This window comes from Streptomyces sp. NPDC005017, from assembly GCF_042873115.1.
Lineage (GTDB): Bacteria > Actinomycetota > Actinomycetes > Streptomycetales > Streptomycetaceae > Streptomyces.
In genome coordinates, this window is the sequence record NZ_JBIALD010000007.1 from 141452 (window position 1) to 161687 (window position 20236).

Below are 20236 nucleotides of genomic sequence, written 5' to 3' on the forward strand. Positions count from 1 at the left end.
ACCCCGGCACTGTAGGACGTGGCCTACAGCGGTGTGACATACGCCCCCGAGATCCCGCCGTCTACCAGGAAGTCGGTGGCGTTGACGAAGGAGGAGTCGTCGCTGGCGAGGAAGGCGACCGCGGCGGCGATCTCCTCGGCCTCGGCGAAGCGTCCGAGCGGGATGTGCACCAGGCGGCGCGCGGCCCGCTCGGGGTCCTTGGCGAACAGTTCCTGGAGCAGCGGGGTGTTGACCGGTCCCGGGCACAGGGCGTTGACCCGGATGCCCTCGCGGGCGAACTGCACGCCCAGTTCGCGGGACATGGCGAGGACGCCGCCCTTGGAGGCGGTGTAGGAGATCTGGGAGGTGGCGGCGCCCATCCTGGCGACGAAGGACGCGGTGTTGATGATGGAGCCCTTGCCCTGGCGGCGCATATAGGGCAGGGCGGCCTTGCAGCACAGGTAGACGGAGGTGAGGTTGACCTCCTGGACGCGCTTCCATGCCTCCAGGCCGGTCTCCAGGATGGAGTCGTCGTCGGGCGGGGAGATTCCGGCGTTGTTGAAGGCGATGTCGACGCTGCCGTAGGTGTCGTACGCCGTTCTGAACAGCGCCTCGACCTGCTCGGGGTCGGTGACGTCGACCTTGACGAACAGCCCGCCGGTCTCCTCGGCGGCCGCCCTGCCGCGGGGTTCGTCGACGTCCGCGCAGACGACGTGGGCGCCCTCGGAGGCGAGGCGGCGGGCGGTGGCGAGGCCGATGCCGCTGCCGGCTCCGGTGACGACGGCGGTGCGGCCGAGGAGGCGGCGGCAGACGGCGTCCTGGGTGTCTTCGGTCACTGTGCGGGGCCCTCCGTGCTGATGAAGACGTTCTTGGTCTCGGTGAAGGCGGTCAGGGCGTCCGGGCCCAGTTCGCGTCCGATGCCGGACTGCTTGAACCCGCCGAACGGGGTCGAGTAGCGGACGCTGGAGTGGGAGTTGACGGACAGGTTGCCCGCGCGGACGGCGCGCGCGACGCGCAGGGCGCGGCCGAGGTCTCTGGTCCACAGCGAGCCCGACAGTCCGTAGGAGGTGTCGTTGGCGAGGCGGATCGCGTCCTCCTCGTCGGTGAACGGCAGCAGGACGGCTACGGGTCCGAAGATCTCCTCGCGGACCGCGGCGGAGTCGGGCCGCTCGCCGGTGAGCACGGTCGGCGGGAACCAGAATCCGGGCCCGTCGGGCGCGCCGCCGCGCAGGGCGGGGGCGTCGTCGGGGACGTAGGAGCGGACGCGCTCCAGCTGGCGGCGTGAGATCAGCGGGCCCATCTGGGTCTTCTCGTCGGCCGGGTCCCCGACGACCACGGCGGCGAGGGCGTCGGCGAGCAGGGCGCGGACCTCGTCGTAGACGGGTTCCTGGACGAGGATGCGGGTGCGGGCGCAGCAGTCCTGGCCGGAGTTGTCGACGAAGGACAACGGGTCGACGGCGGCCTCGAGGTCCGCGTCGGCGAAGACGATGTTGGGGCTCTTGCCGCCGAGTTCGAGGGTGACGCGCTTGAGCAGGGCGGAGCCCTTCGCCAGCACCCGCTGTCCCACGGCGGTCGATCCGGTGAAGACGATCTTCGCGACGCCGGGGTGCTCGACGAGGGCGTTCCCGGTGACCGGGCCGTGGCCGGGCAGCACCTGGAAGAGGCCTTCGGGGAGTCCGGCCGCGAGGGCCAGTTCGGCGAGGCGCAGGGCGGTGAGCGGGGTCGTCTCGGCGGGCTTGAGCAGGACCGCGTTGCCGGCGGCGAGGGCGGGGGCGGTGCCCCAGGCGGCGATGGGCAGGGGGAAGTTCCAGGGGGCGATGACGCCCACCACGCCGAGGGGTTCGAGGAAGGTGACGTCCAGGCCCCCGGCCACCGGGATCTGCCGGCCGGTCAGCCGCTCCACTCCCCCGGCCGCGTAGTCCAGCAGGTCACGGACGTTGCCCGCCTCCCAGCGGGCGTTGCCGATGGTGTGCCCGGCCTCGCGGACCTCCAGCCGGGCGAGTTCCTCGCGGTGTTCGTCGACGACGACGGCGAAGCGGCGCAGCAGCCGGGCGCGGTCGGCGGGGGCGAGGGCGGCCCACCTCACCTGGGCGGCGGCGGCCCGGGTGACGGCGGCGTCCACCTCGGCGGGGCTCGTGGCGCCGACGGTGGCGACGACGTCCTCGGTGGCGGGGTTGAGCACCTGAAGCTGAGCGGACAAGTCTGACAAGAAGGGCCTCACATGCGTTCGAAGGAGCGCCTCAGCTCCCAGTCGGTGACCGCGGCGTCGAAGGCCTCCACCTCGACGCGCGCCATGTTGCGGTAGTGCGCGACGACCTCGTCGCCGAACGCGGCCTTGGCCAGGGGGCTGTTCTCCCAGAGCTCGGCTGCCTCGCGCAGGGTCGTGGGGACGTGCTCGTAGTCGGCGGTGTAGGCGTTGCCGGGGCAGGGGTCGGGCAGCTGGAGCTTGTGCTCGATGCCGTACAGGCCCGCCGCCACCATGCCCGCGACCGCGAGGTGCGGGTTGACGTCGCCGCCGGGGAGGCGGTTCTCGAAGCGCAGCGAGCGGCCGTGGCCGACGACGCGCAGGGCGCAGGTGCGGTTGTCGTGGCCCCAGGCGACGGCGGTCGGCGCGAAGGAGCCGGGCTGGAACCGCTTGTAGGAGTTGATGTTCGGTGCGTACAGCAGGGAGAAGTCGCGCAGCGCGGCGAGCTGTCCGGCGAGGAAGTGGCGCATCACCTCGGACATGCCGGCTGGAGAGGCGAAGACGTTGTCGCCGTCCGCGTCCGTCAGCGACAGGTGGATGTGGCAGGAGTTGCCCTCGCGCTCGTTGTACTTGGCCATGAAGGTGATCGACACGCCCTCCTGCGCGGCGATCTCCTTGGCGCCGGTCTTGTAGACCGCGTGCTGGTCGCAGGTGACGAGGGCCTCGTCGTAGCGGAAGGCGATCTCGTGCTGGCCGGGGTTGCACTCGCCCTTGGCGGACTCGACGGTGAGCCCGGCGCCCGCCATGTCGTTGCGCAGGCGGCGCAGCAGGGGCTCGATGCGGCCGGTGCCGAGGATGGAGTAGTCGATGTTGTACTGGTTGGCGGGGGTCAGCCCGCGGTAGTTCGCGTCCCAGGCCCGCTCGTAGGTGTCCTTGAAGACGATGAACTCCAGCTCGGTGCCCGCCTGGGCGGTGAGGCCGCGCTCGGCGAGGCGGTCGAGCTGGCGGCGCAGGATCTGCCGGGGCGCGGCGGCGACGGGGCTGCCGTCCTCCCAGGCTAGGTCGGCGACGAGCAGGGCGGTGCCGGGGTTCCACGGCACGCGGCGCAGGGTGGCGAGGTCGGGGTGCATGGCGAAGTCGCCGTAGCCGCGGTCCCAGGAGGACATGGCGTAGCCGTCGACGGTGTTCATGTCGGCGTCGACGGCGAGGAGGTAGTTGCAGCCCTCGGTGCCGTGCGCGAGCACCTCGTCGAGGAAGAATCTCGCGGCGAACCGCTTGCCCTGGAGCCGCCCCTGCATGTCCGGGAAGGCCAGGACGACGGTGTCGATCTCACCGGCGGCGACGAGGGCGTGCAGTTCCTCGACGCCGAGCGGCGGTGTGCGGTCTGCCACGGGAAAGCCTCCTTAAGGCTCCTTGGGTCAGCCGGAAGCCATAAGGTATTGCGGAGAACCATTGCTTGGGAAGGGGGCGCGGCGATGCCGGGAGGGACGGCCGACGGGGCGGACGGGCTGACCCCGGTGCTGCGGCCCGTGCGCGCGGGCAACGGCTTCGAGGAGGCCCTGGAGCAGATCCTCCAGGTCGTGCGGCTGGGCCTGGTGCCGGCCGGGGGACGGCTGCCCGCCGAGCGGGAGCTGGCCGAGCGGCTCGGCATCAGCCGGGTGACCCTGCGCGAGGTGCTCAAGGTGCTCCAGGACCAGGGCCTGGTGGAGTCCCGGCGCGGGCGTTACGGCGGAACGTTCGTGCTGGCCCGCGCCGACGGCGGCGGCGAGGACGAGCTGCGGCGCCGGGTCGCCGGGGTGGACGTCGAGGACGTGCTGCGCTTCCGCGAGGTGCTGGAGACGGGCGCGGTCGAACTGTGCGCGGCGCACGGCCTGACCGAGGAGCGGGCCGCCCGGCTGCGCGAGGCCCTGGCCCGCACCCGTGACGCGCCCCTCGGCGACTACCGGCGGCTGGACACCCTGCTCCACCTCACGCTCGCCGAGCTGTCCGGCTCCCCCTCGCTCGCGGCCCAGTACGCGGCCGTGCGGGCCTCGGTGAACGACCTCCTCGACTGCATCCCGCTGCTGGTGCGCAACCTGGAGCACTCCCAGCGCCAGCACACCGCGCTGGTCGAGGCGGTGCTCGACGGGGACGCGGACGCGGCTCGGGAGATCATGCGCGAGCACTGCGCGGGGACGGCGGCACTGCTGCGGGGATTCCTCACCTGACCCCGCCGCGCGGGAAAGGTACACGGACGGTCCATTGACGGCCTGGGAGGGCGTATGGCGGACAGACCGCTGATCGGGATCAGTACCTATCTGGAGCCTGGCGTGCGCTGGGGTGTCTGGGAGCTGCCGGCGGCCCTGCTGCCGGCCGGCTACGCCGGTCTCGTCCAGCGCGCGGGCGGCCTCGCGGCGATGCTGCCGCCGGACGAGCCGGACCTGGCCGCCGCCACCGTCGCCCGTCTCGACGGACTGGTCGTCGCGGGCGGCCCCGACGTCGACCCGGCCCGCTACGGCGCCGCCCGCGACCCCCGCACCGGCCCGCCCGCGCACGCCCGCGACGCCTGGGAACTGGCCCTGATCGACGCCGCGCTGAACGCCCGCCTGCCCCTGCTCGGCGTCTGCCGGGGCATGCAGCTGCTCAATGTCGCCCTCGGGGGCACGCTGACCCAGCACATCGACGGCCATGCCGAGGCGCCGGGCGTCTTCGGCACCCACCGGGTGAAGCCGGTCCCGGACACCCTGTACGCGGCGACCGTCCCGGAGGAGACCGACGTCCCGACCCACCACCACCAGGCCGTCGACCGTCTGGGCAACGGCCTGATCCCCTCCGCCCACGCCCCCGACGGCACGGTGGAGGCCGTCGAGCTGCCCGCCCCCCACTGGGCCCTCGGCGTCCAGTGGCACCCGGAGATGGGCGAGGACCTTCGGGTGATGCGGGCGCTGGTCACGGCGGGTGCCTGACCGGCGGTTGGGCGGGCGCCTGACCGGCGGTTCGACGGGTGCCTGACCGGCGGTTCGGCGGGGTGCCTGGGTCTGTCGTCGGGCTGCGGCCGTGCGTGGTTGCTCGCGCAGTTCCCCGCGCCCCTACCGGGGCGGTGGGCCAACGCCCCCTTCAGGGACGCCACGGCCGGTGGCCGGGGGGCAGGGGGCTGACGCCTGTCGTCGGGGTGCCGTCGTACGTGGTTGCCCGCGCCGTTCCCCGCGCCCCTTCAGAGCGGCGGACGGTCCACGCCCTTCTTGGGGGCGCGGGGAACTGCGCGAACGGCCACTACGTACGGACACACGACAGTCGGCCGCCACGCGGGGTGGCCGCAGGCCACTGAGGCCCTGCCGCACGTGGTTCCGCGCCCCTACGGGGGCAGTGGGCCGACGCCCGCTCTTGGGGGCGCGGGGAACGGCGCGAACGGCCACTACGTACGGACACACGACAGTCGGCCGCCACGCCGCCTACCCCCGGGTCAGGGACAGCAGTTCCCTCGCCGGGCCCACCGGGCGGTGGCCTGTCGGCCATACCGCTCGGAGGTCGCGGGCCAGGGCGACGCCGTCGACCGGCACGCTCACCAGCCGCCGCATGGCCAGCTCCTCGCGCACGGCCAGTTCGCTGAGCACCGCGGGCCCCGCACCGCTGACCGCCGACGCCTTCACCGCCGTGGTGGACGACAGCTCGATGAGCGGCCGGGCCAGGCCGCCCAGCGCGGTGTCCAGCACCTGCCGCGTGCCGGAGCCCTTCTCCCGCAGGATCAACGGCGTCGCCGCCAGCTCGGAGGCCTCCAGCGGGCGCCTGCGACGGGCCCAGGGGTGGCTCGGGGACGTCACCACGATCAGCTGGTCGTGCGCGATGACCACGGAGTCCAGTCCCGACGGCACCGTGAGCCCCTCCACGAAGCCCAGGTCCGCCTCGTCGGACAGCAGGAGCTCCGCCACGGCCGTCGAGTTCCCGGCGTGCAGCGACACCGCGGTGTCCGGCCGCTGCGCGCGCAGCGCCAGCAGCCACCCCGGCAGCAGATACTCCGCGATCGTCATGCTCGCGGCGACCCGGAGCCGGGAGTCGCGCCGGTCCCGCAACGCCTGCGCGCCCACGTCGAAGGCCTCGGCCGCCTCCACCACCCGCCGCGCCCAGTCGGTCACCAGCGCCCCCGCGTCCGTGAGCCGGGAACCGCGCGGCGAACGGTCCACCAGGGCCACCCCGAGCTGGCGTTCCATGGAACGGATACGGCTGCTCGCGGCGGGCTGGGTGATGCCGACCTCGCGCGCCGCCGCGCCGAGACTGCCCAGCCGGGCGACGGCAAGGAGCAGCTCCAGCGCGCCCAGGTCGGGCACCCGGTGCGCCAGCGAACCCCCGCCCGGCCGTACGTCCGCGTCCCGCCCCTTGCTGCTGCTCATAACCCCACCTTATGTCGTGATAGAGGCATAGCCCCTGGTCGAGGCGGCACGGGGGCCGGAGGCTGGATGCCATGGTCACCGCCGCCCAGCCCCTCTCCCCCGCGCCCACCTCGCGCACCGGGAAGCCCGCCGCCCCTCGTACGGCGACGGCCACCGCCCTGCGCCACCTCGGCCCGAACTGGTACGCCACCGTCATGGGCACGGCCGTCGTCGCGACCGCGCTGCCGGGGGACCTCCCCTCCCTGCGCCCGCTGCGCGCCGCCGTCTGGGCGCTCGCCCTCCTGCTGCTCGTCGTGCTGCTGGCCGCCCGCGCCCTGCACTGGCGCCACCACCGTGACCAGGCCCGCGCCCACCTCCTCGACCCGGCCGTCGTGCCGTTCTACGGCTGCCTCTCGATGGCCCTGCTGGCCGTCGGCGGCGGTGCCATGACGGCGGGGCGGTACTGGACAGGCCCCGGGGCGGCCCTGGCGCTGGACGTGGTGCTGTTCACCGCCGGTACCGCCGTGGGGCTGGCCGCGGCCGTCGCCGTCCCGTACCTGATGGCCGTACGCCACCGGGTGGGCGTGGAGCAGGTCACGCCGGTGTGGCTGCTGCCGCTGGTGGCGCCCATGGTGTCGGCGGCGCTGGGCCCGCTGCTGGTGCCGTATCTGCCGCCGGGGCAGGCCCGCGAGACGCTGCTGCTGGGCTGCTTCGCGCTGTTCGGGCTGAGCCTGCTGGCCACGCTGCTGATGCTGCCGCTGGTGTTCGCCCGTCTGGTCACGGGCGGCCCGCTGCCGCTCGCGCTGACCCCGACGCTGTTCCTGGTGCTGGGCCCGCTGGGCCAGTCGACCACCGCCGCGGGCCACTTCGCCGACGTGGCGCCGGGCGTGGTGCCCGCCCCGTACGCCGACGGCTTCGCGTTGCTCGCGGTCCTGTACGGCGTGCCCGTCATGGGCTTCGCGCTGCTGTGGCTGGGCCTGGCCGGCGTGCTCGTGGTGCGGGCCGGGCGGCACGGGATGGGCTTCGCGATGACCTGGTGGGCGTTCACCTTCCCGGTGGGCACCTGTGTCACGGGCGCCGCGTCCCTGGCCCGGCACACCGGACTCGTCGCCTACGACGCCCTCGCCCTGGCCCTCTACGCCGTCCTGCTCGCGGCCTGGGCGGCCGCTGTGGCCGGGACGGTACGGGGACTGCTCAGCGGAGAGCTGCTCGCAGGGCCTCGCCCAGCACCCGGGGCGCCGTCGCCAGCGACGGCCCGTACCAGGTGAGGTGCCGGCCGTCGACGAGCGCGCAGGGCAGTCCGGGGAACGCCTCGGGGCCGTCCTCGGCGGTGAAGCGGTAGGGCTCGTCCGGCAGGACCACCACGTCCGGGGCCGCGGCCCGCAGCTCCTCCAGGGGGACGCGCGGATACCGCTCGGCGTGCCCCGCGTAGAGATGGCCGACGCCGAGGCGGGCGAGCACGTCGCCCGCGAAGGTGTCCCGGCCCAGCACCATCCAGGGCCGCCGCCAGATCGGCACCACGGCACTGGTCCCCGCGGGCAGGGCGGGCGGCGCGGCCCAGGCGGCCCTGGCCTCGTCCAGCCAGCGCGGCCGGCCGGCCGCCCCGCAGGCGCGCAGCACCCGCTCCAGTTCGACGAAGGCCTGCGGCACGTCACGCACCTCGGTGAGCAGCACCTCGACGCCCGCGGCGCGCAGGGCGGCCAGGTCGGGCGCGCGGTTCTCCTCCTCGTTGGCGAGGACGAGGTCGGGGCGCAGGCCGACGATCCGCTCCAGCGCGGGGTTCTTGGTGCCGCCGATCCGGGTGACGTCCAGGTCCGCCGGACGACCGCACCAGTCGGTGGCGCCGACCAGCGTGCCGGGCAGGGACACGGCCACGGCCTCGGTCAGGGACGGTACGAGGGAGACGACACGCATCAGCGGGGCCGGTCCTCGACGGCCTCGATGTGCTCGGCGACGGCGACCACGAGCACCCGGGTCTCCGGCCCCGTGGCCCGCCAGCGATGCCGCACCCCGCCGGTGAGATAGAGGGTGTCGCCTCGGCCCAGCCGGTAGGCGCGGCCCTCCGCCTCGATCTCCACCCCGCCGTCGGCGACGTACATCAACCGGTCGTTGCGGTACTGGAATTCACGGCCGGCGTCATGGTCGCCGGTGAACTCCGAGGCGTGCATCTGGTGATGTCCGCGCACCAGGGAACGCGCCTGCGGCGCGAGGAGCCGCTCGACGTCCTCGGCGCGCACGACGTCGACGCTGCACGCCGGGTCGGCCGCCGCGAGGAGTTCGACGGCCGTGGTGCGCAGGGCGTCGGCGAGCTTCTCCAGGGAGGCGGTGCTCGGCCGGGCCCGGTCGTTCTCGATCTGGCTCAGGAAGGGCACCGACAGGCCGCTGCGTTCGGACACGACGGCGAGGGTGAGCTCCAGCGCCCGGCGACGTCGTCGCACGGCCGCACCCACGCGCAGGTGCTGTTCTTTGTGGTCGCCCATCGCTCCGGCTCCCTCCTCCGCCCGTCCTCGCTCACCGGCCGGTCACCGGCCGGTCACCGCGGCGCCGCTCCCGGTGGATTCTCCCGCGGAGCCCCCGGTGGATTCTCCTGATGACTTCTCTGCACCCTACGCATGTTCGGCAAACCGTTTCATGCGGGCGTCACATCGCCGACGCGTTGTCCGAGGTACGACCCCTCAGTTCGCGCCAGCGGACAGCCGCGCTCCGCATCCGCGTGACGCCGTTCCGTGCGTGTTCCGGGCCCTTCGGGCGACCGGGACCCCAACTCGGGGGCCCGTCCGGCCGGTTCACAGGCCCATGCGTGGCTCTGCGTGGTTGTTCAAATCCGTATGGTGTCCGGCGACGGGAAAGCCCGGCATTCCCGGGGCGGCACACGGCCGCTGCGCCGAAGGGCCGTTGTCGGTGCCTTACGGCATGATGCGAGACGTGACCGGACGACTGATGCTCCTCGACACCGCCTCCCTCTATTTTCGCGCCTACTTCGGCGTACCGGAATCCGTGAAGGCCCCGGACGGCACTCCGGTGAACGCCGTGCGCGGGCTGCTGGAGTTCATCGACCGCCTGGTGAAGGACCACCGCCCGGACCAGCTGGTGGCCTGTATGGACGCCGACTGGCGGCCGCAGTGGCGGGTCGAGCTGATCCCCTCGTACAAGGCGCACCGGGTCGCCGAGGAGCGCGAGGCGGGGCCGGACGAGGAGGAGGTGCCGGACACCCTCTCCCCGCAGGTGCCGGTGATCGAGGAGGTCCTGGACGCGATCGGCATCGCCCGCGTGGGCGTCGCGCGCTACGAGGCCGACGACGTCATCGGCACGTTCACCGCGCGGGCGAAGGGCCCGGTCGACATCGTCACCGGCGACCGCGACCTGTACCAGCTGGTCGACGACACGCGTGGGGTGCGGGTGCTGTATCCGCTCAAGGGCGTCGGCACGCTCCAGCTCACCGACGAGGCGTGGCTGCGCGAGAAGTACGGCGTCGACGGCCCCGGCTACGCCGACCTGGCCCTGCTGCGCGGCGACCCCAGCGACGGGCTGCCCGGCGTGCCCGGCATCGGGGAGAAGACGGCCGCGAAGCTGCTCGCGGAGTTCGGCGACCTGGCCGGGATCATGGCCGCGGTGGACGACCCAGAGGCGAGGCTGACGCCGACGCAGCGCAAGCGGCTCACCGAGGCACGGCCCTATCTCGCGGTCGCCCCGAAGGTGGTGCGGGTCGCGGGCGACGTGCCCCTGCCGGACGTCGACCCCACCCTGCCACGCACCCCGCGCGACCCGGTGGCGGTCGCGGAACTGGGTACTCGCTGGGGCCTCGGGAACTCTCTGCACCGGCTGCTGCTCACCCTGGGCGCCTGAGACCCGCCGACGCTCATGTGGGCCACCGGTCGGACACATGTCAGGGGGTGTAGTGCTAACTTAGGTATACCTAAGCAAGGGAACGCAGGGAGGCCGCCATGGCACTACGTCCGGCCCGCGGGGCACGGAAGCCCCACTCCGCGCAGGTCGTCCGCACCGAGCGGCTGACCCCGCACCTGCAACGCGTGGTGCTCGGCGGCGACGGCCTCGCCGAGTTCTCGGTGGGCACCCACACCGACCACTACGTGAAACTGCTGTTCCCGGCCGAGGGCGTGACCTATCCCGAGCCGTACGACCTCCAGCGCATCCGCGAGGAGTTCCCGCGCGAGCAGTGGCCGGTGACCCGGACGTACACCGTGCGGGCCTGGGACCCCGAGGCGCTCGAGCTGACCCTGGACTTCGTGGTCCACGGCGACGAGGGCCTGGCCGGCCCCTGGGCGATCCGCGTGCGGCCCGGTGCGACCGTGCGCTTCCTCGGCCCCGGCGGCGCCTACGCCCCGGACCCGACCGCCGACTGGCATCTGCTCGTCGGCGACGAGAGCGCCCTGCCCGCCATCGCGGCCGCCCTGGAGGCCCTCCCCGACGACGCCGAGGTGCGCGCCTTCGTGGAGATCGCCGGACCCGGGGAGGAACTGAAGATCGACACCGCCGCGGAGGTCGTATGGCTGCACCGCGGCGGCCGGCGCATCGGCGAGGCTCTGGTGGAGGCGGTGCACACGCTGGACTGGCCCGAGGGCCGGGTGCACGCCTTCGTGCACGGCGAGGCGAGCTGGGTGAAGCAGCTGCGGCACCTGCTGCGGGTCGAGCGGGGCGTCCCCCGCGAGGACCTGTCCATCTCCGGCTACTGGCGCCTCGGCCACGACGAGGACGGCTGGCAGGCGTCCAAGCGGGACTGGAACGCGCGGATCGAACTGGAGCAGGAGGGCGCCGCACCGGCGGCGTGAACGCGGGGACGCGGCGGCACCAGCCGCGTGTTCGTGAAGGGAAGCGGCGGCACCCGGGGAGGGTGGCGCCGCTTCGGCGTTTCCGGGGAGGGTGGCGCCGCTTCGGCGCTCTCGGAGAGGGTGGCGCCGCTTCGGCGTTTCCGGGGGAGGGTGCCGCCGCTTCGGCGTTCTCGGGGCGAGGTGGGCCGGTTCGGCGATGCGGGGCGAGGTGGGGCCGGTTCGGCGATGCGGGGCGAGGTGGGGCCGTTCGGCGATGCGGGGCGGAGTACCGCCACTGCGGTGCACCGGGGCGGGGCCGCATCGGCGATTCCGGAGCCGGGCGGGGCCGTGAAGGAGCGTTCGGAGCAAGGGCGTTGGACGAGGCCGAGGGCACTGGCGCCCAGAGGTGTCCGCGGCCACGCCCAGAGGCGTGCGCGGTCACCCGGGAGACGTCCGTCAGTTCGCGCAGCCCCCGGCGGGACAACCCCCTCGGCGCGGTGAGGACTTGGGCGCTCGGGTGACACGGACGCGTCATGCGGGTGAAACAGGGCCTCCCTAATTTCTGTCGCCCGACAGGAAATGGGTTCGCCCCGCACCTCGTCCCCGTACGACGCCCTCCCCCTCCCGCCGAAGGCAGGTGCCGCCGTGACCACCACCGCCCCATCCGACCTGCGCCCCGACCCACCGGAGCCCGGCTCCGGCCACCCAGGTGCCGACCGCTCCCTCGCCGAGTTCGGCTACCGCCAGGAGCTGCACCGCAGCCTCGGCCGGTACGCCTCCTTCGCGGCCGGGTTCTCCTTCATCTCGGTCCTGACGACCGTCTTCCAGTTCTTCGCGTTCGGGTTCGCCTTCGGCGGCCCGGTCTTCTTCTGGGCCTGGCCTGCCGTGCTCGCCGGGCAGTTGCTGGTGGCGGCCTGCTTCGCGGAACTGGCCGCGCGCTACCCGATCTCGGGCGCGATCTACCAGTGGTCGACGCGGCTGTCGAACGCCGCCTTCGGCTGGTTCGCCGGCTGGATCATGGTGATCGGCCAGATCGTGGTGGTCGCGGCGGCCGCCCTCGCGCTCCAGATGGTGCTGCCCGCCCTGTGGTCCGGCTTCCAGCTGATCGGCGACGACCCGGCACCCACCTCCCCCGACGGCGCGGCGAACGCGGCCGTCCTCGGTGTCGTCCTGCTGGCCCTGACCACCCTGGTCAACGTCCTCGACAACCGCGTGCTGTCCATGGTCAACCGCGTCGGCGTCACGGCCGAGATCATCGGGGCCGTCCTCATCGTCGTGCTGCTGCTCACCCACTCCGAGCGCGACCCCGGCATCACCTTCCACACCGGCGGCGGCGACCTGACGGGGGCGCTGCTGGTGGGCTCGTTCACGGCGGCTTACGTGCTCATCGGGTTCGACAGCGCGGGCGAGATGAGCGAGGAGACCCGCGACCCCCGGCGCACCGCGCCCCGCACGATCCTCACCGCCCTCGGCGCGGCGGGCCTGCTGGGCGGGCTGATCGTGCTGGGCGGACTGCTGGCCGCGCCCAGTCTCACCGACGGCCGTCTGGCCGTGGACGGGCTGTCCTACGTCCTCACCAGCAGCCTGGGCGACGGCGTGGGCAGGCTGCTGCTGGCCGACGTGGTGATCGCCATCGCGGTGGCCACCCTGGCGATCCAGACCTCGGCCTCCCGCATGCTGTTCTCCATGGCCCGCGACGGACAGCTGCCCTTCGCCGGCCGCCTGGCCCAGGTCAACCCGCGCACCGGCATGCCCGTTGCCCCCGCGACGGTCGTCGGTGTGCTCGCCGCGTCGCTGCTCCTGCTCAACTTCGCCTCCCCCGAGGCGTTCCTGGCCATCGGCACCACCTGCATCGCCCTGCTGTACCTGGCCTACGCGATGGTCACCGGCCCGCTGCTGCTGACCCGGCTGCGCGGCCGCCTCCCCTCGGGCGGCACGGACGAACGCGGCGCCCCGCTGTTCTCCCTCGGACGCTGGGGCGTCCCGGTCACCGCCCTCGCCGTGCTCTACGGCCTGTTCATGACGGTCAACCTGGCCTGGCCCCGCGCCGAGGTGTACGACCCTGCGGGCGGGCACTGGTACTTCCAGTGGTTCACCCTGCTGTTCCTGGGCGGCACCGTCGCCGTGGGCGCGGTCTTCCGCGCGTACCGCGGGCGGAAGGCGACGTCCGCGCCGCTCGCGGACGCGGTGCCGTTCCAGGACCGGAGCCTCGACGACGAGGTGGCGGTGTAGGGCCCGTGTCCGGGCGACGGGATGCGGGTGCCCGGCCGGGTCCCTGACCACCCGGACACTCCTGGGCGGTCGCCCGGCGACGGCCCCGGACCCGGACTCGGCTTCGGCTCCTGGTCAGTCGCCGCGCACGCGGGCGTGCAACCGCCGAGCCGATGTCCTTGTGCTCGTCCTTCGGTCAGTCGCCGCGCACGCGGGCGTGCAGGTGCATGTCGTGCCAGCCGTCGGTGTGCAGGCCCGAGCGGCGTTTGGTGCCTTCGAGACGGAAGCCCGACCTGGCGGCGACGCGGCAGGAGCCCTCGTTCGCCACGGAGTGCAGCAGTTCCAGGCGCTGGAGGCCGATGTCGTCCAGCGCCCAGCGGGACAGGGCGGTGGCGGCCCGTGCGGCGACGCCCTGTCCGCGGGCCGCCGCCGTCGTCCAGTACGCGACCTCGGCGACCCCTTCGTCGAGGCGCAGCTCCCGCAGCGCGACCCGGCCGAGCAGCCGGCCGCCGTCCGCCGCGACGACGGCCCACTGCGCGGAGTCCTCCTCCACCCAGTCGCTGATCCACTCCCCGATCCACTCCCGCACCTCCGCCACCGACTCGGCGGCCCGCAGATGCCAGCGGTGGATCAGCGGATCCTGGAAGGCCTCGTGCACCGCGGGCGCGTCCGAGTCCAGCCAGGGGCGCAGCAACAGGCCGTCGCCGGGGTCGAGCGTGGGCTGCGGCATGCCGGCGAGGGTGCCGGCGGGCACGACCGGGGCGGTGAGAAAGGGCATGATCGCCATCCTGCCAAGGGGCCGCGGCCGGCCCAACGGGTTTTACGGCCCCCGCCCACGGGCCCCACCCCGCCCGGCGGAGCTCCGCCGGGTTCCGGCGCCTCGGGGCAGGACCGGGGCGACGTAGGCTTGCCCGACCATGAGCCGTCGTCGCACTCCCCCGCCCTCCCCGCTGCCGCAGCGCGACGGCGTGGACCCGGTGCGGGTGCGCCTGCCCGGCGAGGGCGAGTGGGCCACGGTCGGCGAACACCTGGTGGACCGGCTGTCCGGCGCGGGCGCCGGGGTGGTGCGCGGGATGCTGGACGACGGGCTGATCGTGGGCGCGGACGGGCGCCCGGTGACGGCGGACGCGGCCTATGTGCCCGGCATGTACGTGTGGTTCCACCGCGAGCTCGCGCCCGAGGTCCCGGTGCCGTTCCCGGTGGAGGTCGTGTACCGCGACGAGCACATCGTCGTCGCCGACAAGCCGCACTTCCTGGCCACCACTCCGCGCGGCTCCCACGTCACCCAGACCGTGCTGGCCCGGCTCCGGCACGACCTGGGCATCCCCGCGCTGAGCGCCGCGCACCGCCTCGACCGGCTCACGGCCGGCCTGGTGCTGTTCACCGTACGGCCCGAGGAGCGCGGCGCGTACCAGACGCTGTTCCGCGACCGTCTGGTGCACAAGGAGTACGAGGCGGTCGCGCCCTACGACCCCGGTCTCGACCTCCCGCGCACGCTGCGCAGCCGCATCGTGAAGGAGCGCGGGGTGCTCACCGCCCGCGAGGTGGCGGGCGAACCGAACGCGGTCAGCCGGATCGAGCCAGCCGAGTGGCGCGGCGAGGGTCCGGCCCGCTACCGGCTGCTCCCCGCCACCGGACAGACCCATCAGCTGCGGGTGCACATGAGCGCGCTCGGTCTGCCGATCCTCGGTGACCCGCTGTATCCCGAGCCCGGCCCGCCCGTGCCGGAGGGTGACTTCCGGCGCCCACTGCAACTGCTCGCGCGCGTCCTGGAGTTCACCGACCCGGTCACGGGCGTGCCCCATCGCTTCGTCAGCGGCCGGCAGCTCGCCGCGTGGACCTCGTACGCCGACTGGGCCGGCCGGTAGCGGCCGGGGCGGCGGCCCTCGACACACCCGGGCCCTCAGGCGCCGGCCGGTCTCCGGGAGTCCGGGGTCAGTCGCCTCTCCACCACCGCAGGACCCGCTGCCACACCCCGGGCCGGCCGGCCGGGGCGGACGCCGGCTCCTGGACGGGCGTGGGCGTCGCGGGCTGGGCCTGCGGCAGGGACTGGGACGGGGACTGGGCCGCGGAGGCCTGCTGGGGAACCGCGGCCTGCTGCGGCTGCCCTGGGGTGCCGACCTGCCAGGCGGGCCGCTGCGGCGGCAGCGGCCGGATCGACGGCTTCTCCATGATGTCCTGCTGCGCCTTCGGCGCGAACTGCGTCGGCAGCGACACGAGATGCCGGGAGGCGATGGACTCGGTCCAGCGCAACTCCTCCTCGGGGATGTCGAGTTCGACGTCCGGCAGCCGCATCAGCAGCGCGTCCACGCCCACGTCGGCGATGGCACGGCCGATGTCCTGGCCGGGGCATTCGTGCGGACCGCCGCCGAAGGACAGGTGCGAGCGGTTGCCCTGCATGTTGACCGCCAGGTCGGGCCGCACCCGCGGGTCGACATTGCCCGGGGCGGGCGCGAACAGCAGGCCGTCGCCGCGCCGGATGCGCTGGCCGCCGAGCTCGGTGTCCGCCTTGGCGAAGTAGGCGAAGACGGTGCTGAACGGCGGTTCGTCCCACAGGGACTGCTCGACCGCCTCGGGCACGGTCATCTGCCCGCCGTTGAGCTGCGCGCGGAAGCGCGGGTCGGTCAGCACCATGCGGATCGCGTTGGACAGCAGGTTGACGGTGGCCTCGTAGGCGGCGTAGAGGACGACCCGGAGGTGTTGGCGGACCTCGTCGTCGGTCAGCCGGGCCGGGTGCATGACGAGGAAACTGGTGAAGTCGTCCTGGGGCTGGGCGCGGCGGCGGGTGGTGAGCCGGCCGAGGGCGTCCATGACGTAGGCGTTGCTGGCGATGGCGGTCTCGGTGCCCTTGAGCGCGTCGCGGGCCGAGTGCACGAGCCTGTCGTTGAACTCCTCGGGCATGCCGAGGACCTCGCACATGACGGCCATCGGCAGATGCTCGGCGAACTGGCTGACGAGGTCGGCGCTGCCCTCCTCGCAGAACCGGTTGACCAGCCGCTGGGTGTGGCGGTTGATGTGCCGGCGCAGGCCGCGGTGGTCGATGGTGGACATGGCGCCGGTGACCGCGCCGCGCAGCCGCAGATGCTCGTCGCCCTCGGCGTGCGAACAGATGGGCTGCCAGGCGATGTGCGGCATGAGGGGGTGGTCGGGCTTGACCATGCCCTCCAGCAGCGGGGTCCAGACGCGGCTGTCGCGGGTGTACTGCGAGGGCGTGCGCACCATGTGCAGGTTCTCGGCGTGGCCGAGCACCACCCAGATCGGCACGTCCTCGTGGAGCAGCGCGGGGGCGACGGGCCCGTGTTCCTCCCGCAGCTTCTCGTACAGCTCGCCGAGGTCCGCCGCGCCGGGGCCGTAGAGCCGTTGCAGGCCGCCGGGGCCCGTGCCGTGGGCGGGGCAGCCGGGGGGCGGGGCGGTGGCGGTGGGGTCGTCCGTTCCGGTCGGTGCTTGGGGTTCAGGCGTCACTGTGGAGGCTCCGAAGCTGGTGGATCAGGTGTCGGGGGATTCGAGGGTGGGGGCCGTACGGGTGCGGGGGAGGCGGGCGGACCCGGCGCGGTGCGGCGGTGGGTCCGGGTGCACCTGGGGGCGGGTGCGAGGGGCGGGGTGTGGAGCGGGTGCGGGGAGACGAGATGCGGGCGGGGCGGCCCACGGGTCAGACGGGCGCGCCGGTCAGGGCGAGGGCGTGCAGGAAGCGCATCAGCGTCATCAGGGCGTCCCGGCTGGAGGCTCGGCGGCGCGCGTCGATCTCCATGATCGGGATCTCGTCCGGCAGGTCCAGGGCGGTGCGCAGCTCGTCGATGGGGTAACGGGGCGCGTCCGGGAAGGAGTTGACGGCGACCACGAACGGCACGCCGCGCTCCTCCAGCCGCCCGATGACGTCGAAGCTGACCTGAAGACGCCGGGTGTCGACCAGGACGACCGCGCCGAGCGCCCCTTCGAAGAGGCCGTTCCACAGGAACCAGAAGCGTTCCTGGCCGGGGGTGCCGAAGAGGTAGAGGACCAGTTGGTCGCTGATGCTGATGCGGCCGAAGTCCATGGCCACGGTGGTGGCGGTCTTGCTCTCCGAGCCGTAGTTGTCGTCGACGCCGACGCCCGCCTGCGTCATGGTCTCCTCGGTGGTCAGCGGTCTGATCTCGCTGACCGAGCCGACCATGGTGGTCTTGCCGACTCCGAAGCCGCCCACGATCACGATCTTCACCGCGGCCTGGGCCGTGTGCGGCAGATGGTCCTCGGTGCGTGGGCCGGGGATGGTGTCAGAGCTTTTGAAGTCCATGCATCACCGCTTCGAGGAGGGAACGGTCGGCGAGCGACTTGCGGACGACGGGGACGCGCGCCTGGACCAGTTCGGCCGCCAGCATCTCGGTGAGCAGCACGGTCACCACACTGAACGGCAGGCTGAGATAGGCCGACAGCTCGGCCACGGACAGGGGGGCGGCGCACAGCCGGAGCACCGCCGCCTGTTCCGGAGTGGTCGAGGGAGACGGCTCGGCGTGCGCCACGATTAACGTGACCAGGTCGAGCTCCGCCCGTCCGCTGTCCGCGCCGCCGATGACGAACAGCCTTTCGGGGTTGGGCCGTTCGCCCTCCTTGCCGGCGGGCGGGGACGGGACGGACGTGGGCTCGGAATCGGGGTCTCGTCGTCGGCGTTGCGGAGGAGTCATACGGTTTGCCCGTTGCGTCGGGGCGGACTTGTCAGATGGGCGCCGATCCGGACGACGAGGTCACGCATCCGGGCGCTCATCATGCTGGGGTCGCAGATCATGTCGGCGAGGACGGCGAGGTAGGCGTTGGCGCCGGCCGCCATCATGTAGAAGTAGCCGCGGTCGACCTCGATGAGCACCATGTTCATCTCCCCCTCGCTGGTGGGGATCTCCTGGGCGACCGCGTTCGCCAGGCTCTGGAGTCCCGCGCAGGCCGCGGCGACCCGGTCCGCGGTGTCGGGGTCACCGCCGTGCCGGGCGATGCGCAGTCCGTCGGCGGAGAGCACCACGATCATGGCGACGCCCGGTACGCCGTCGGCGAGCTCCTTGAGCATCCAGTCGAAGTTCGCTCGCTGCTGGATCACTTGAGGTCCCCCTCGTCGTCGGCCTCGCTGCGGACCGAGTCATCGATCAGATGGGTGTATGCGGTGGGGTTGCGGGTGAACGCGGTGGGGTGTTCGCCGGGCGCGGCGACCTTCTTCAGCCCCTCCCAGAAGGCCTCGAAGGCCATGCCGGGTGCGGGCTGGCCGTCCTTCTCGCGGGCCGGTTCGGCGGCCTTGAGCTCCGCCCACTGGGGTCCGGGGTCGCGCCCCTCGCTCAGGGCGCGCTCGGCGGCGGCCTGTTCGGCCAGGCGCTGGCTGAGCGGGGTTCTGACCCGGCTGCGGCGCTGCGGCAGGCCGCCCGCGGTCCACTCCGTGACCTCGGGGACCTCGTCCTCCATGGAGACCGTCGCGGGGACACGGGGGCTGGTGGGGCGGCGCTTCTTGGGCGGCCGCTTGGGCCCCTCGAGCGCGTCGAGCGCCTGGGGCAGGGCGGTGGCCCCGATGCCGTGGGCGAGACCGACGCCGGGTTCGGTGGTCATCATGTCGCTGGGCACGATGAGCACCGCGCGGACCCCGCCGTAGGCGGAACTGCGCAGCGACACCTGCATGTTGTACGTCGAGCAGAGCCGGCCGACGACGGCGAGGCCGAGGCGCGGGCTGTCGCCGAGCTCCTGGAGGTCGACACCGGCCTTGGCGCGCTCCAGCATGCCCTCGGCCCGTGCGCGGGCCTCCTCGCTGAGGCTGACACCGCCGTCCTCGATCTCGATGGCGACGCCGGTCTGCACCTCGAACGCGGTGACATGGACCTTGGTCTGCGGCGGGGAGTAGCGGGTGGCGTTGTCGAGCAGCTCGGCGCAGGCGTGGATGACGGGCTCGACGGCGGTGCCCTTGATGTTGACCTTGGCGATGTTGTCGAGCGAGATGCGGCGGAACTCCAGGATCCGGGACATGGCGCCGCGCAGCACGCTGTAGAGGGCGACCGGCAGGGGCCACTGGCGGCTGGGGCGGCCGCCGCCGAGGACACCGACGGAGTCGGCGAGGCGGCCGATCAGCGCGTTGCCGTGGTCGATGCGCAGCAGGTCGTCGAAGACCTCGGGGTTGCGGCCGTGGTCCTCCTCCATCTCCCGCAGTTCCGCGGCCTGCTGGTGGATGATCGCCTGCACGCGCCGGGCGACGTTGACGAAGGAGCGCTGGGCGGAGTCGCGCAGGGCTTCCTCGTGGTCCACGATCCGCACCATGTGCAGGACGAGGTGGCGCTCGGCCTCACTCAGGTCCAGGTAGGAGGGGTCGATGTCGGCGAGGTCGCGCATCACCTCTCCGGGGGAGTTGCCGACGCGCAGCCGCTGGATGGCGGCGGGCACGATCTCCCGGCCGAGCCGGATCATCCGGTCGTCGTGGGCGGCGAGGCGCTGTTCCAGATACGCGGTGTGACGGGCGTGCTCGGCGCGCTGCTCGCGCAGCGTACGGCCGCGGCGCACCGCCTCGGCCCCGGTCAGGATCACCAGCAGGGTCGCGATGCCACCGCACACGGCGACCGCGTCCTGCGCCGGCCGCGCGACGAGTGCGACGGCGGCGCCGGTTGCCACCGCCATCACTATCGCGGGGAGCAACAGCACGCGAGCGAAGGGGAGTTCGCGGCGTACGGGTGGGGTCTGGACACTCACCATGTGGGCCCTCTGAAACGAATCGGCTGGTACGCGGGGGTGCTGGCAGCGGGGTACGTCAG

Annotated in this window: 19 protein-coding genes; 7 read left to right on the forward strand and 12 right to left on the reverse strand. The window is 73.4% G+C overall.

Translation table 11 applies throughout. The features are described from left to right. Positions 1-23: 23 nt before the first annotated feature. Genes ACFYR0_RS13110 through ACFYR0_RS13120 form a run of 3 tightly spaced genes read right to left on the reverse strand, consistent with a single transcriptional unit; the run spans position 24 to position 3555 of the window. The gene (locus ACFYR0_RS13110; RefSeq protein WP_389325807.1) at positions 24-815 is read right to left on the reverse strand and encodes a 3-oxoacyl-ACP reductase; all 792 of its coding nucleotides are present in this window, start codon (positions 813-815) and stop codon (positions 24-26) included. Continuing rightward, the gene (locus tag ACFYR0_RS13115) at positions 812-2179 is read right to left on the reverse strand and encodes an aldehyde dehydrogenase family protein (protein ID WP_389325810.1); all 1368 of its coding nucleotides are present in this window, start codon (positions 2177-2179) and stop codon (positions 812-814) included. The genes ACFYR0_RS13110 and ACFYR0_RS13115 overlap by 4 nt, the downstream gene beginning before the upstream one ends. 17 nt (positions 2180-2196) lie before the next feature. Further along, positions 2197-3555 carry a glutamine synthetase family protein gene (locus tag ACFYR0_RS13120; protein ID WP_389325813.1) on the reverse strand — a complete coding sequence of 453 codons (1359 nt, stop codon included), beginning with the start codon at positions 3553-3555 and terminating at the stop codon, positions 2197-2199. 84 nt (positions 3556-3639) lie between these two features. Between ACFYR0_RS13120 and ACFYR0_RS13125 the strand changes: the two genes are divergently transcribed. Together ACFYR0_RS13125 and ACFYR0_RS13130 are read left to right on the forward strand one after the other, a co-directional pair. Then, positions 3640-4371 (forward strand): FadR/GntR family transcriptional regulator, encoded by a 732-nt coding sequence (locus tag ACFYR0_RS13125; protein WP_389325816.1) that lies wholly within the window; start codon positions 3640-3642, stop codon positions 4369-4371. 54 nt (positions 4372-4425) lie between these two features. After that, positions 4426-5109: a gamma-glutamyl-gamma-aminobutyrate hydrolase family protein gene (locus ACFYR0_RS13130; RefSeq protein ID WP_389325819.1), complete on the forward strand. Its 684-nt coding sequence runs from the start codon at positions 4426-4428 to the stop codon at positions 5107-5109. A gap of 486 nt (positions 5110-5595) precedes the next feature. Here the strand turns inward: ACFYR0_RS13130 and ACFYR0_RS13135 are convergent, their stop codons facing one another. Then, positions 5596-6531: a LysR family transcriptional regulator gene (locus tag ACFYR0_RS13135; protein WP_386377120.1), complete on the reverse strand. Its 936-nt coding sequence runs from the start codon at positions 6529-6531 to the stop codon at positions 5596-5598. Positions 6532-6602: 71 nt separating this feature from the next. Here ACFYR0_RS13135 and ACFYR0_RS13140 point away from each other — a divergent pair, with 71 nt between their 5' ends. Continuing rightward, entirely contained in the window at positions 6603-7778 is a 1176-nt protein-coding gene (locus ACFYR0_RS13140; RefSeq protein ID WP_389325822.1) for a TDT family transporter, read from the forward strand. On the opposite strand, the gene ACFYR0_RS13145 is transcribed toward ACFYR0_RS13140, so the two are convergent. Next, the gene (locus ACFYR0_RS13145) at positions 7705-8424 is read right to left on the reverse strand and encodes a helical backbone metal receptor (protein WP_389325825.1); all 720 of its coding nucleotides are present in this window, start codon (positions 8422-8424) and stop codon (positions 7705-7707) included. The two genes, ACFYR0_RS13140 and ACFYR0_RS13145, sit on opposite strands and share 74 nt — an antisense overlap. After that, the gene (locus ACFYR0_RS13150; RefSeq protein WP_389325828.1) at positions 8424-8990 is read right to left on the reverse strand and encodes a helix-turn-helix domain-containing protein; all 567 of its coding nucleotides are present in this window, start codon (positions 8988-8990) and stop codon (positions 8424-8426) included. The genes ACFYR0_RS13145 and ACFYR0_RS13150 overlap by 1 nt, the downstream gene beginning before the upstream one ends. A gap of 436 nt (positions 8991-9426) precedes the next feature. On the opposite strand from ACFYR0_RS13150, the gene ACFYR0_RS13155 reads away from it, so the two are divergent. The 3 genes from ACFYR0_RS13155 (at position 9427) to ACFYR0_RS13165 (ending at position 13511) form a co-directional block, all read left to right on the forward strand. Further along, a complete protein-coding gene (locus ACFYR0_RS13155; protein ID WP_389326272.1) occupies positions 9427-10356 on the forward strand; it encodes a 5'-3' exonuclease H3TH domain-containing protein in 930 nt (309 codons plus the stop codon). A 98-nt stretch (positions 10357-10454) separates the two neighbouring features. Beyond that, positions 10455-11300, forward strand: coding sequence for a siderophore-interacting protein (locus tag ACFYR0_RS13160; protein WP_389325831.1), 846 nt, complete (start codon positions 10455-10457; stop codon positions 11298-11300). 624 nt (positions 11301-11924) lie between these two features. Beyond that, complete coding sequence (locus ACFYR0_RS13165; RefSeq protein WP_389325834.1) at positions 11925-13511, forward strand: amino acid permease; 1587 nt, start codon at positions 11925-11927, stop codon at positions 13509-13511. A 175-nt stretch (positions 13512-13686) separates the two neighbouring features. On the opposite strand, the gene ACFYR0_RS13170 is transcribed toward ACFYR0_RS13165, so the two are convergent. Further along, positions 13687-14268: a GNAT family N-acetyltransferase gene (locus tag ACFYR0_RS13170; protein ID WP_389325837.1), complete on the reverse strand. Its 582-nt coding sequence runs from the start codon at positions 14266-14268 to the stop codon at positions 13687-13689. Between the two features lie 139 nt (positions 14269-14407). Here ACFYR0_RS13170 and ACFYR0_RS13175 point away from each other — a divergent pair, with 139 nt between their 5' ends. After that, on the forward strand, positions 14408-15358 hold the full coding sequence (locus tag ACFYR0_RS13175; RefSeq protein ID WP_389325840.1) for a pseudouridine synthase: 951 nt from the start codon (positions 14408-14410) through the stop codon (positions 15356-15358). Positions 15359-15425: 67 nt separating this feature from the next. Here the strand turns inward: ACFYR0_RS13175 and ACFYR0_RS13180 are convergent, their stop codons facing one another. The 5 genes from ACFYR0_RS13180 to ACFYR0_RS13200 form a co-directional block, all read right to left on the reverse strand. Beyond that, complete coding sequence (locus tag ACFYR0_RS13180; protein ID WP_389325843.1) at positions 15426-16952, reverse strand: cytochrome P450; 1527 nt, start codon at positions 16950-16952, stop codon at positions 15426-15428. 187 nt (positions 16953-17139) lie between these two features. After that, the gene (locus tag ACFYR0_RS13185; protein ID WP_389325846.1) at positions 17140-17760 is read right to left on the reverse strand and encodes an ATP/GTP-binding protein; all 621 of its coding nucleotides are present in this window, start codon (positions 17758-17760) and stop codon (positions 17140-17142) included. Further along, positions 17741-18148: a DUF742 domain-containing protein gene (locus ACFYR0_RS13190; protein ID WP_389325849.1), complete on the reverse strand. Its 408-nt coding sequence runs from the start codon at positions 18146-18148 to the stop codon at positions 17741-17743. The genes ACFYR0_RS13185 and ACFYR0_RS13190 overlap by 20 nt, the downstream gene beginning before the upstream one ends. Further along, positions 18145-18552, reverse strand: a complete 408-nt coding sequence (locus ACFYR0_RS13195; RefSeq protein WP_356689766.1) for a roadblock/LC7 domain-containing protein — start codon at positions 18550-18552, stop codon at positions 18145-18147. The genes ACFYR0_RS13190 and ACFYR0_RS13195 overlap by 4 nt, the downstream gene beginning before the upstream one ends. Next, positions 18549-20177, reverse strand: coding sequence for an ATP-binding protein (locus ACFYR0_RS13200; RefSeq protein WP_389325852.1), 1629 nt, complete (start codon positions 20175-20177; stop codon positions 18549-18551). The genes ACFYR0_RS13195 and ACFYR0_RS13200 overlap by 4 nt, the downstream gene beginning before the upstream one ends. Between the last annotated feature and the right edge of the window lie 59 nt (positions 20178-20236).